Annotated in this window: 13 protein-coding genes; 7 read left to right on the top strand and 6 right to left on the bottom strand. The window is 36.2% G+C overall.

The annotated features are described in order from the left end of the window. Positions 1-125 precede the first annotated feature (125 nt). A complete protein-coding gene (locus BU038_RS05435; RefSeq protein ID WP_241963152.1) occupies positions 126-497 on the top strand; it encodes a DUF2294 domain-containing protein in 372 nt (123 codons plus the stop codon). Between the two features lie 943 nt (positions 498-1,440). On the opposite strand, the gene thrS is transcribed toward BU038_RS05435, so the two are convergent. From thrS to tarA, 4 genes are all read right to left on the bottom strand, one after another. Next, on the bottom strand, positions 1,441-3,348 hold the full coding sequence (gene thrS / locus BU038_RS05430) for a threonine--tRNA ligase (protein ID WP_107605184.1): 1,908 nt from the start codon (positions 3,346-3,348) through the stop codon (positions 1,441-1,443). 426 nt (positions 3,349-3,774) lie between these two features. Continuing rightward, positions 3,775-4,125 carry a DUF2200 domain-containing protein gene (locus tag BU038_RS05425; protein ID WP_107605183.1) on the bottom strand — a complete coding sequence of 117 codons (351 nt, stop codon included), beginning with the start codon at positions 4,123-4,125 and terminating at the stop codon, positions 3,775-3,777. A gap of 32 nt (positions 4,126-4,157) precedes the next feature. Continuing rightward, positions 4,158-5,354 carry an MFS transporter gene (locus BU038_RS05420; RefSeq protein ID WP_158262786.1) on the bottom strand — a complete coding sequence of 399 codons (1,197 nt, stop codon included), beginning with the start codon at positions 5,352-5,354 and terminating at the stop codon, positions 4,158-4,160. Between the two features lie 223 nt (positions 5,355-5,577). Then, on the bottom strand, positions 5,578-6,333 hold the full coding sequence (gene tarA / locus BU038_RS05415) for an N-acetylglucosaminyldiphosphoundecaprenol N-acetyl-beta-D-mannosaminyltransferase TarA (protein ID WP_107605181.1): 756 nt from the start codon (positions 6,331-6,333) through the stop codon (positions 5,578-5,580). A 136-nt stretch (positions 6,334-6,469) separates the two neighbouring features. Here tarA and BU038_RS05410 point away from each other — a divergent pair, with 136 nt between their 5' ends. From BU038_RS05410 to BU038_RS05400, 3 genes are all read left to right on the top strand, one after another. After that, entirely contained in the window at positions 6,470-7,027 is a 558-nt protein-coding gene (locus tag BU038_RS05410; RefSeq protein ID WP_107605180.1) for a sugar O-acetyltransferase, read from the top strand. Between the two features lie 110 nt (positions 7,028-7,137). After that, positions 7,138-7,890, top strand: coding sequence for a M50 family metallopeptidase (locus BU038_RS05405; protein WP_107605179.1), 753 nt, complete (start codon positions 7,138-7,140; stop codon positions 7,888-7,890). Between the two features lie 10 nt (positions 7,891-7,900). Next, positions 7,901-8,392, top strand: coding sequence for a GNAT family N-acetyltransferase (locus BU038_RS05400; protein WP_107605178.1), 492 nt, complete (start codon positions 7,901-7,903; stop codon positions 8,390-8,392). A 63-nt stretch (positions 8,393-8,455) separates the two neighbouring features. Here the strand turns inward: BU038_RS05400 and BU038_RS05395 are convergent, their stop codons facing one another. Together BU038_RS05395 and BU038_RS05390 are read right to left on the bottom strand one after the other, a co-directional pair. After that, on the bottom strand, positions 8,456-9,160 hold the full coding sequence (locus BU038_RS05395) for a phosphatase PAP2 family protein (RefSeq protein ID WP_107605177.1): 705 nt from the start codon (positions 9,158-9,160) through the stop codon (positions 8,456-8,458). A 158-nt stretch (positions 9,161-9,318) separates the two neighbouring features. Then, positions 9,319-9,975 carry a metal-dependent transcriptional regulator gene (locus tag BU038_RS05390; protein ID WP_107605176.1) on the bottom strand — a complete coding sequence of 219 codons (657 nt, stop codon included), beginning with the start codon at positions 9,973-9,975 and terminating at the stop codon, positions 9,319-9,321. Positions 9,976-10,100: 125 nt separating this feature from the next. On the opposite strand from BU038_RS05390, the gene BU038_RS05385 reads away from it, so the two are divergent. Genes BU038_RS05385 through mntC form a run of 3 tightly spaced genes read left to right on the top strand, consistent with a single transcriptional unit; the run spans position 10,101 to position 12,604 of the window. Then, positions 10,101-10,814 carry a metal ABC transporter ATP-binding protein gene (locus BU038_RS05385; RefSeq protein WP_107605175.1) on the top strand — a complete coding sequence of 238 codons (714 nt, stop codon included), beginning with the start codon at positions 10,101-10,103 and terminating at the stop codon, positions 10,812-10,814. 24 nt (positions 10,815-10,838) lie between these two features. After that, positions 10,839-11,675 carry a metal ABC transporter permease gene (locus tag BU038_RS05380; RefSeq protein WP_107605174.1) on the top strand — a complete coding sequence of 279 codons (837 nt, stop codon included), beginning with the start codon at positions 10,839-10,841 and terminating at the stop codon, positions 11,673-11,675. Then, entirely contained in the window at positions 11,672-12,604 is a 933-nt protein-coding gene (gene mntC, locus BU038_RS05375; RefSeq protein WP_107605173.1) for a manganese ABC transporter substrate-binding lipoprotein MntC, read from the top strand. Before BU038_RS05380 ends, mntC begins: the two co-directional genes overlap by 4 nt. Positions 12,605-12,927: the final 323 nt, after the last annotated feature.

Raw genomic sequence — 12,927 nt, 5'->3', positions numbered from 1 at the left:
GATACAAGTAATCATTTCAATGATTCTGCTGCACGCTTCATTTTCTTTAAAGTGATGGTGTATCAAAACATTGAAATCTAATCAACCTGAACTTCAATATGTCATATCATTTCTCAAGTAAGCAGGTGATTGATATAGCTAAACAAAATAAGACACAAGCATTTGCGAACCTTGTCCGTGCGTATCGTAAAGAACATATCGGCAAAGGTCCTGAACAAATCAAAGTGTTTTTCAAAGATAACTGGGCCGTAGCCCATATGACAGGAAGCCTAAGTAAAGTTGAGAATTTCTATTTGCGTAATACTGAAAGTAAGGAATTCGAAAGAATGCTTAAATTCGGACGTACAGAGGAAATCAAACAACTTTACAACCAACATCCACCTACAGAAATGGAAGAGTTGGTAGGCGCGAAATTTGTAAAATTATTTACAGATGTTAATTTAGAAGATGACGAAGTGATTTCAATATTCGTATTCGATCGTAATATTGAATCTTAACAGAATAGATTAGGATTGGTGTAAGGTACTCGGTGCTGTTTACTAACCCGCTTTGAAACTCGTAAAGACTTTTCAAGGAGGTGATGCATGTAAACAGGAGCGAGTTTTTTTATTTCCATATATCATTAATTTGAACTTATCTTATTAAATAACCATTCATTTCTATAAAAATTTCTCAATAAGCTGCACTCACCACTATAGTAGCTTATTGAATTCAGCCCAATAATAATAATGTGCTTTACGTATAAGAAAACAGCCCATTCTATACGCGTAAAGCTGATACAACGCTGACAGTAATCAACTTGCAACCTCCTGTTTTAAACTGTTTGATTGAAAAAGCAAATCATAAACAATGCAATAAGCTGTCATAGCTACACAATAACCCTAACAACAACCGATAAGTTCAAGTTAAGTGCCAAATAGTAATCAGTATGCCTATAACAGCGATTGATGGTTAAATAAAACAGCGTTAAAAGTTTAAAACGCTCTAAGTATTGAAATAAGGTAATTATGCATAGTTATCTGCTGTATGAATTCCCACAATTCATCACCACCAGCAGTGCCCTCAACTTTCCTATGCTATACGTTACTATTTCAAACTTACAACACAACCCTTACTCAAATAAAACAGAGTTTAAGTCGCTCTGAATATAAACCATCGATTAAACGCACACATGATATATGGAAAAGACCAAAACAAAACGTTTAGACTCAATCTTGAAAACCATACAATGATTCAGAAAGTAATAGCCCTGCATTCTGAATCCTACCCTCATTAATAAAAATAATAAAAATGTCAAAAAACCTGTGTTCAATTAAGCTCCCTCAACTACTTAATTGAAACACATGAAACTATAAAATAATAACCCTTAAAAATAAAACGCATTGCAGCTACCCTTTCTACTGCAATGCGTATTTTTTATATTCAATTAACGTTTCAAACTTACTCTACTGAGTTCAAAACATCTCGTTCTGCTTTCAATTGTTCGATGAAGTCTTTTACATCTACGCTAGTCTCTTCAGAATCACCGCGTTTTCTTACCGCAACTGTACCATTTTCTACTTCGTTATCTCCCACAACAAGAGTATAAGGTACTTTTCTTAAGTGTGCTTGACGGATTTTATAACCCATTTTTTCATCTGAAAGATCTAAGTCTACTCTGAAACCTTCAGCTTTCAATTGACGTTTCAAGTCTTTTACCGCAGCCAAATGCAAGTCTGCATTGACAGGAATAACTTCTAATTGTACAGGTGCTAACCATAATGGCAAGTTACCGCCGAAGTGTTCAAGTAAGATACCGATGAAACGATCACTTGAACCGTAAATTGCACGGTGGATAACTACTGGACGTTCTTTTTCTCCGTCTTTATTAACGAAAGTTAAATCGAATTTTTCAGGCATTTGGAAATCTAGTTGTACAGTACCGCATTGGTGACTACGTCCTAATGCATCTTTGATATGAATATCAATTTTAGGACCATAGAATGCGCCATCTTTTTCATTTACTGTATATTCAAAGCCGTGTTGGTTCAAAACATTTTCTAATGATTGTTCTGCGAAATCCCAAAGTTCAATTTCACCCATAAAGTCATCTGGACGAGTAGAAAGTTCAATACTGTAATCGAAACCAAAGACACTATAAACTTTATGAATTAAACCTAGGACATCTAAGATTTCTGATTCGATTTGGTCACGACGTACAAAGATATGTGCATCATCTTGGTTGAATGTTCTTACACGGAATAAACCATTTAAAGAACCGCTTAATTCATGACGGTGGACTTGTCCGAACTCAGCCATACGAATTGGTAAATCACGATAAGAATGTAAATGATTTTTGTAAATCAACATATGTCCTGGACAGTTCATTGGTTTTAACGCATAAGTTTGTTCGTCGACTTCAGTGAAGTACATATTGTCTTGGTAGTGATCCCAGTGTCCACTGTTTTTCCATAATGTTTCATCCATGATAAATGGAGTATAGACTTCTTCATAATCCGCTTCAAACTGTAATTGTCTCAACATATTTTGTAATTCTAAACGAATGACTTGGCCGTTATGCGCATAGAACGGCATACCTGGCGCAAATTCTGAGAATGAGAAGATATCTAGTTCTTTACCTAAACGACGATGGTTCACTTGTTCATATTTATCAATAAATGCTTGATGGTCTTCTAAGGCTTTCGCATCTGCGAATGCGAAGCCAGAAACACGTTGTAATGCTTCGTTATTCACATCTCTTAACCAGTTAGTCGCAGATACAGCTTGTAAACTGAAGTTTTTCACTTTAGATAAGTTATGCACTAAAGGTTGGTCGATGACTGCTGCGTAGTCTCCATGAATCGCAACTTTCACAGGTTCTGCTGCTTGTTCAATATGGTGTTGCATAAAGGCATTTTCACTGAATTGATCTAATGCATCTAATTTAGATAATTCACGAATTTCAATAGGATGATTTGCGCTTACTGCTTTTTGGATATCTTTAGAAACTTTTTCTAAATCCGCTGCTTTTAAGTTTGCTTCAGGTTTGAAATCCACAAAGAATTGTTCTTTATTCACGCCAAATCCAGCAACTTTCGCACCGTGTTTTTCAAGCACTTCCCCTGCTAAATAACCTAAAGTATAACGAATGGCTTCTAACCCTTTTTCATCTTCATATGTCAAGAATTCAACTTGGCAATCTTCTCCGATGTATTCGTTCAAACCATATAATGTGCCGTCCACATTCGCAACCGCAACTTTTTTCGCAAATGAGCTGCCGATTTGTTGCGCAACTTGGTAAAGTGTTGTGCCTTGTGCCACCTCCAATTTGCGTTGATCTGGTAAAGTAACGATAACTTGTTCTGCCATAATTATTGCCTCCTTAAATTCTAATAGTTGGTTTTATTCAATAAAAAACTGCACTTATCCTCTGATAACAGGGACGAGTGCAGTTTATGCTCGTGGTACCACCCACATTCGAAACAAGTGCTTAAATAAGACCGGATAAGAGTTGCTCTCCTATCAGCCCCTACTTGTTTCCTCATTAGAATGACGTAACATGTCATTAATCGGTATGTTTTCACATACATCTCAAAAGGAGTAAAACACAGTTTAAGTAATTAGAAAGCTTCCAGCCGACGACTTTCTATCTCTGACTTAATTCCTGTATTTCATATCTTTTTCATCGAATCCGTTTTTAAATTAAGTACATTGTATCGTAACGATTACGATTCTGCAATATATTTTTTATAAGTTCATCATTTTGTAAAACTTGAAAACGTTTTAATCATCAATTCATTTCCTCATTATTTTATTTAATGGCTTACCTTTCGCAAGCTCATCTACTACCTTATCTAAATAACGAATCTCCTGCATTAAAGGCTCTTCAATATTTTCAACACGAATACCGCAAATAACACCTGTGATTAATTTGCGATTCGGATTTAAGGCAGGTGCTTGCGCAAAGAAATCTTCAAAAGATATTTGCTCATCTAAAACTTGTTGTAAACCCGCTTCATCATATCCTGTTAACCAAGTGATTACTTTATGCAACTCATCTTTCGTACGCCCTTTTTTCTCAACCTTTGTCACATAATGCGGATAAACACTTGCGAATGCCATATCATAAATTTTATGTCTTGCCACGCATGTCACTCCTCTGCTTATATTTATCTCTATTATACCCCTTCTTCTGATGACGTGTTGATGCCTTTATCAAACACATCTTTAGACACAATTTTAGTGAATGTGACCACAATCATGACGAAAATTATTCCTGTAATCAGAAAAACAAGCGTATAGTTGTAGCCAAGGATAAAACTGAAGAACATAATGCTTAAAGGTTTGGTGAATTGACTGAGCGCAAAGCTGACAGAGAAGACCCTTGCTTTATAACTTTCCTCAATGCGTTTTTGAAAATAGATTTGAAGTGGAATATTACTGTATTGTGCGCTGAAACCTAATACAATATATACGCCAATCAGCGCTAACACCCCAGTTAAATTTCCCATTGCCATCATCGTAATCAATGCTAACGCAAAGAAAATCATCGCAATCGTGTAGCTCGATCCAATTAAATATAAACGTAAATTTTGTTTAGGCGGGAAAATCGCAAGAATGATACTGCCTAACGCCATGCTGATTGTTAAAGAAGCCTCTATCCATCCAAATGCACTTGAAGATACATGCATCTTTTGAATGGCTAACATTGAAATACCAATCGGTATCGCATACAAAATAATGTTAATCACTGCCAAATAAACCACCATCGTCGCTAAATCCTTTTTAGCCCATATGTAGTGAAAACCTTTTTTGAAGTTATTGATGAAAGCTTGGTTCTCTTTTTCCACATGTCTGCTTAAAGGTATAAATGCTATCGTCAACATGGCAAGTGATTCAGTCACTAAAATCACATACCCCATTTGTTCAATAGAGAGGAATCCTACCACAATACCGCCGATTACTGGCGCTAAGAATGATGTGGCCATAATCACAATATTTCTTAAAGACACAAAACGCTCTAATTGCTCCCCTGTTATCTTCGCTAAATTAGATTCAATGATTAAACCTACTGGCACATCAGTCGCAGTAAGCATCATCATTAAAATAACCAGTGCCCATAAATGATTTTGATACCCCACTAAAAACACAGTGATGGATAGCACACTTAATAATTGCGCAATAAAGATCATCTTTCGATTACTTTTATAATCGGCTAGGTTCCCCATAATTGGACCTAACACAATTTGAACTACAGCCATCATACCTATAACAAAACCGTATAATGTACCATTGCTTGTTTCTCTTAAAATATAAAATGAACAAGCAAAGAAAAAGATTTCCGAACCAAAGGTCGAAACCAAATCGAAAATCAATAATAGAATCCCTTTTTTATGTTGTCACCTCTTGATGTATGTTGTTTATGCTCTTAAAGAAATGATTGTCTCAATCATGCTTATCAATACACTTCATATGTGAATAATATAATATTATTTTATTTTTCTGAATATTCAATACGCATTATGTAGATGTCATATTTTGTTCATACAAAAACCTCCTCTAACTTTCCTATATTGTTAGAGAAGGCTTATTTGAATATTATTTACGCTTCAAACGTTTACGGAAAACTTTGGATACAAATCTAGGCAATCTGCGCATTCTTGCCATACGTTTCCAATCTGTAATCAAGCGATAGAACCATTCAAGGTTTGTTTTACGGAACAATAAAGGTGCACGTTTTTTCGTTCCGCTATAAATTTCAATAGAGCCGCCGACACCCATCAGTAATGTATGTTGAAGGCGATGACGGTGTTGTTTAATCCATTGTTCTTGTTTAGGGTAACCCATACCGACAAATACATAATCCGGATTGAATTTACTTACTTTACGAACCACTTGTTCATCTTTTAAATCGATATAACCGTGATGTGCATCGAAAGTCACATGAGGATATCGATGTTGTAGCTCTTGTTTGGCTTTTGCGACTACAGCTTCAGATGCACCTAATAAGAAGACACGCTGATGATAACGCTCAGCAATTTCTAAACACTTTGCCATAAATTCGATACCTGGCACACGTTCTTTTAACGGGGTACCTAATATTCTGCCTGCTTGAATAATCCCTGATCCATCTGGAATGATATAATCTGCTTCACTGATTAAATCATAATAACTTTGATCATCTAATGCGTAATCTACAATTTCAGGATTCGCAGTCACTACAAACATATTATCAGTCGTATCTGTTTCTCTGAAATGCATGACCGCTTCTCTCATCTCTTCCATTGTCACATTATCAAATTGAACAGACAAAATATCTACTTTATTTTGTTTATGCTTTTGTTGAATACTCATCGCTTCAAACTCCTAACTTGCACCTCTAATGTTATAGATTCATTTCATCTTATTATACACGTCAGTTGAATTGATTGCATTCCTCACTATAAGTGGTAATCTGAATTTATTATGAGAATCAAAGAGGTTAGATACTATGACAAGTGAAAAAGACAAAATGTTGAGCGGTCAGCTCTATGACTCAAGAGATCCTGAGTTAGTAAAGGAACGTCATAAAGCACGCCACGCAACAAAAGCAATCAACAACGCCTTTTCTATTAAAGAACGTATGCATTTATTCCGACAAAGCGTGGGTACTTGCGGTGAAGAAGTCTTCATTGAACCAGACATTCATTTTGACTACGGCTACAACATTACTATCGGCAATCATTTCTATGCGAATTTCAATGCGACGATGTTAGATGTCGCAAAAATCACGATCGGCAATCATGTGCTCTTAGGTCCGAACGTTCAGTTGATTACCGCAACTCATCCTTTAAATCCTAAAACACGTGCCGCTGAACTAGAGTTAGGCTATCCTATAACGATCGGCAACCACGTATGGATTGGCGCAGGTGCCATTATTTTACCAGGTATCACCATTGGTGATAATGTTGTTGTCGGTGCAGGCAGTGTGGTCACTAAAGATGTTCCCGCAAACCAAGTTGTCGCAGGTAATCCCGCACGTTACATCAAAGACGTGCCGAATGATTAAAATAGGTCCGAAGACGCAAGACGTTAACACTTAAAATTAATACAATAAAGTTAAATCATAAGTTGAGGTCATGTATCTCAACTTTTTCTAATTCAAGAAGAGGTTAAATTATGCAGTTAATTAAAGATATTTTGAGTACTTCCATGACCCTCCATCTCTATTGGGTCGTATTAATCGCCATTGCGTATCTATTTGTACATCGCAATCGCCATAAACCAAGCTTTGCCATTCTGGACATTGTATTAAATTATATTCCAGTTCTGACACACGAATTCGGACATATTTTGTTTAATAAAGTGAGTGGTGGGCGTACCGAAGACTTAGTCATTGTGACTTCTCCTAGAGAACGTATACAAACTTCCAGGCAAGGTTTTGCGGTCACAAGAGCAAGAAGCAGACTAACAATGATTATTACTACTCTTGGTGGTTACTTAATGCCGCCATTGATGTTGGCAGTCGGTCTCTTTGCGGGATACTACCATTATCCTTCACTCTTCGTTTTCAGCTATCTAGGTATCTTTATTTATTTTGTGCTGATTACTTCTAGAAAAGGTATTCCTATTTTACTGACCCTTTTATTAGGTATCATGATTTATGGTTTAATTCAAAACGGGCAACCTGAATTCATTGTCATTATCTTATCGTTGATTTATCACTTTATTTTAGGTGTACTTTTCGGAGAGTTATTACAATCGACTTGGACAATTATTACTTTGACTTTCACGAAACATGTCATAGACTGGGATGGTTTAGCTTTACGTCAATTAACTGGTATCCCTGTCGTAATTTTCAGCTTGTTATGGATTGCCTTTAACGTTTATATCGTGTACGCTATTATCACTATTCTACTTTTACAGAATTAAGGTGATATAAATGGTAAAGCTTCGTCCAGCAACACAAGTCGATTTATCGTTATTTACAAAAGTTTATAATCAAGCCATAGCTGCACGTAACATCACAGCGGATATTGATGAAGTGACAGAACAAGAAATGGCACATATCTTTGATAAACACGATGCCATGCGCCCTTTGTTTACAGTATATGATGAAGAGATGCGTCCAATTGGCTATGCGAGTCTGAATTACTTTTACGGCAGACCTGCTTATGATGAAACTGCAGAAGTCAGCATCTATTTGGATCAACAGATTAGTGGTAAAGGTATTGGCACTAAAGTGATGCAACGTCTAGAACAAGAAGCCAAAGCGTTAGGGATCCGCTTTTTAACCGGTTATGTTTTCGCTCAAAACATACCGTGCAACAAACTGTTTGAAAAACAAGGCTACGTTCTTTGGGGAGAAATGCCGCAAATCGCACACATCGATAATCAACGCTTAGACTTAAATATTTGGGGCAAACAAATTTAATAGAGATGAATAGATGAATAAAAGAAGCTTTGCGATATGACACCGCAAAGCTTCTTTATTTTACTATTTTATATAATAAGTCTTACCTGTTCGAAGTAAATTGATTTGAGGTAACTTCATGAATAACGAGCGATATATCAAGATAGCAGCCATTACCCAAACAATACCTAAAGAGACACCGCCTATCACGTCAGTTAAAAAGTGTGCATGAAAGTACATTCTTGAAAATAAAATACTTACCCATAACACTGAAAGCAAACCAGCAATTATCACTTGAATTGCACGATGTCTCACCTTAGGTAAAAACACCGCAAACATAATAATCACAATTAACGTACTAGATAATGAATGTCCACTGGGAAAAGAAAATCCTGTATCTGCCAACAAATGGTCATACGGGCGATGACGATAAATAATATCTTTAAAAATAATACCTAAGATGCCTCCTGAAGCCACTGTGGCTAAAAGCCATAAACTTAATACATAGTACCGTTTGAATAATAAAATAATCGCAATGACAATAGACATTACTACAAACGTTAATACATCTCCATAAGTAGCCAGTGCAGTCATATAATTATTAAGAAAGCCATGACCAAACTGCATTTTGGGTTCGCCGAACGTTTGTATAAACCAATGTAATGTCGTTTGATCTATATGTCTTAAAACATCTAATTTTAAATAATTCCCAATCATTATAAACAAAAAGATCAATGAGCTGACAACTAAAACTATTTTTTCTGTTTGATGCTCTGTATTCCCCTTCATCCATATACCTCTTTTATCTTTTTTATTATTATATGACGATTTTTTGAATTATCCATAGGTACAAAGAATGATATGTATCTCATTAATTAGAACGACTAAAAAAAGACGTAACCTCAAAAGATTACGCCAATGATGAACCACTCTGATTTCTATTCTATTTATACATCCGCTATTTCCCCAAAAATATGTGCCGCATTTTCATAACTTAAAATGATTAATGGGTCGTCCCCTTTTTGAATAGCGATGACTTCGTTTGTATCATCACGAGATATTACCGTAACCGTATCCCCGATTGAAATAAATTTACTTGAAAGATAAATTAATAACTTCGTACGATCGCGTACCCGACGAATAACGATTTGATCTCCTGCTTGGAATGTTTTTAATGACTCATTGTAGATTTCTTCAAATTTACCGTCTCTTGGGATAATACCGCCATGCGGACATGTAGTCGGATAGTTCAACAATGAATCTAAACGTTCAACAAACAAATCAGACACTCTATGTTCTAGTACCTCTGCTTCTTGGTGTACCTCTTCCCAGTTGTATTTCAATATTTCGATTAAGAAAAGTTCTAATAAGCGATGACGCTTAATAATTTCTAATGTATGGTTGAAACCTTCTTCGGATAACTTCACACCCTTATAAGGTTTAGTAGTTACATAGCCTGCTTTTTCTAAACGATTGACCATCTCACTCACGGATGGGGGTTTAATATTTAAGTATTGAGAAAGTTTTTTATTTGTAACGAATGAAGTTGCGCCGCCATTATTCAAAATCGCTTTGAGGTAATCTTCTTTTTCTTCCGTTAACATCTTGTCACCGTTCCTTCCATCCAGATTCACTTTATTGTATCACGAAAAGACTTGACACGCGAAAATTCATGTCTTATGATGAAATAAATTAGGTTACCCTAAAAATTCTTTTAGGAGGTGTGATATTGTTAGAAATTGAGAATTTGGATTTATATTTAGGCAATAAGCATGTCTTACAAAATATCAATTTGTCTATTCCTGTTCACGGTGAAATTATCGGTATTATGGGTCCGAACGGTGCAGGAAAATCCTCATTAATCAAAGCGTTAATCGGAGAGTTTAAATCACAAGGTGTCCAATTGTTGAACAATCAACCAGTCGAATCACAACTTAAGAACATCACATACATACCGCAAAAAGCCTACTTAGATTTAGATTTTCCAATTGATGTTGAAAACGTCGTACTATCAGGCGCTTATAAGGAAATCGGGTGGTTCAGACGCCCTTCTGCACAAATTAAGCAACGCTTAACTCAGTTATTAGAAGAAATGGAATTAACTCATTTACGTAAACGCCAAATTTCTCAATTGAGTGGCGGACAGTTGCAACGTGTATTAGTTGCACGTGCCTTGATGTCGACGAGTGAACTTTACTTATTAGACGAACCTTTTGTAGGAATTGATTTCACGAGTGAACAATTAATTATGCGTAAAATTGAAGCTTTAAAAGCCGAAGGTAAATTAATATTAATCGTGCATCATGATCTATCAAAAGCGACCACTTATTTCGATCGTGTCATTCTGCTCAACAAAACTTTACGTTATTTCGGACCAAGTGAAGAAGCAATGACTACAGAACGATTAAACGAGACATTCATGAATCAACCACAGCGCCATTAAAGAATTAGAAAGAGAGTCAGATTTATGTACGAATTTATACAACAACTCACACAGTATCAATTTTTAAATCGCGCCCTGATTATTTCCATTTGTGTCGGCATTGTGTGCGGAACAGTCGGCAGCCTGATTGTATTAAGAGGGTTGTCGCTCATGGGTGATGCGATGAGCCATGCTGTATTGCCAGGGGTTGCACTATCATTCCTTTTTAACATTCCGATGTTTGTCGGAGCTTTAGTCACAGGAATGTTAGCCAGTCTATTCATCGGCTTTATTTCTGAACGAAGTAAAACCAAACAAGATGCAGCCATTGGTATCAGTTTTACAGCATTCTTAGCTACCGGAGTAATTATTATCAGCTTGATCAATAGTACGACGAACTTGTATCACATTCTATTCGGTAATTTGCTAGCGATTACCAATAGTGCGTACTGGTCGACGATTATTGTCAGCATAATAGTACTCTTGCTTATCATCATTTTTTACCGCCCATTAATGATTTCTACTTTCGATTCAACCTTTAGTAGAATGAGCGGTTTAAACACAACAGCCATCCACTACTTTGTGATGCTGCTCTTGTCACTCGTGACAGTCGCAAGCATTCAAACTGTGGGTATTATACTCGTTGTTGCACTTTTGATTACACCTGCTTCAGCAGCTTTTCTCATCACCAAGAAATTATGGTCTATGATGATTGTAGCCAGTTTAATCAGTGTAATCAGTTCAATAATCGGTATGTATTTCAGCTACATTTATAACATCCCTAGTGGTGCAACAATTGTCTTGTGTGCGTTTGCTATTTATGTCGGTACATTTATCTATTCAAAATTGACTCTCAAAATCAAAAAAGGAGTTACATCATGAAAAAATTAGTACCATTATTAGCTATCATATTATTGCTATTAGCAGCATGCGGCGGAGGTAAAGATTCAAAATCAACTGCCTCTGATAACGATAAACTTAAAATCGTCACAACCAATTCAATACTATATGACATGGCCGACAACGTAGTCGGGGACCATGCGGATATACATAGCATAGTTCCTATCGGCCAAGATCCTCATGAATATGAGGTCAAACCTAAAGACATCAAAGCCTTAACAGACGCAGATATCATCCTTTATAACGGATTGAATCTGGAAACAGGTAATGGTTGGTTTAAAAATGCTTTAGACCAAGCTGGCAAAACAACTAAAGATGATAGTGTCGTACGCGTTTCTAAAGATGTAAAACCAATTTACCTGAACGGTGCTGAAGGCGATGAGACAAAACAAGACCCTCACGCTTGGTTAAGTCTAGAGAACGGCATCAAATATGTGAAGAATATTCAGCAAGCTGCAATCAATCATGATAAAGCACACAAAGCAGACTACGAAAAACGAGGTGATGCTTATATCAACAAGCTTGAAAAGTTAAATAAAGACAGTCACGACAAGTTCGATGACATTCCTAAAGATCAACGCGCTATGATCACAAGTGAAGGCGCATTTAAATATTTCTCAAAACAATATGGCATCACTCCCGGCTATATTTGGGAAATTAACACTGAAAAACAAGGAACTCCTGAACAAATGAAACAAGCGATTAAATTCGTTAAAGATCACAACTTGAAAAATCTATTAGTCGAAACAAGTGTCGATCATAAAAGTATGAAAAGCTTGAGTGAAGAAACAGGCGTTCCAATTTCAGGAGAAGTCTACACAGACTCTATTGGCAAAAAAGGCAGTAAAGGAGATTCCTACTACAAAATGATGGAATCTAACATTGAAACCGTTCATCAAAGCATGAAGTAAACAATTTATCCTTTCAATTAGCGGAAAAAGACCTCCTAGTATGTCCATTCCATTTCCGCTAATCCATAAATAATCTATCCTAAACATAAATAAGCTGTGGTCTTTCCTCCCACTGGACCACACACCACTTTATGAAAATCGGTGCTTGCGATGACATCGATTTTCGAAGCGACAGTTCCCCTCAAGAGCTGTCGCTTTTTTTCATGTATTCAATCTATTAACCACTTACCATATCAATTAATTTTAATCACATTATGCATCCATGATTTTTATCCTATTAATTCTTTGATATTTTCAATTCAATTCTCTTTACTTCCTAAAAA

Origin of the sequence: Staphylococcus simulans (assembly GCF_003043455.1) — a bacterium.
GTDB classification, from domain to species: Bacteria; Bacillota; Bacilli; order Staphylococcales; family Staphylococcaceae; genus Staphylococcus; species Staphylococcus simulans_A.
Note: the sequence above shows the minus strand (reverse complement) of the source record. Positions and strands in the feature narration are given on the sequence as shown.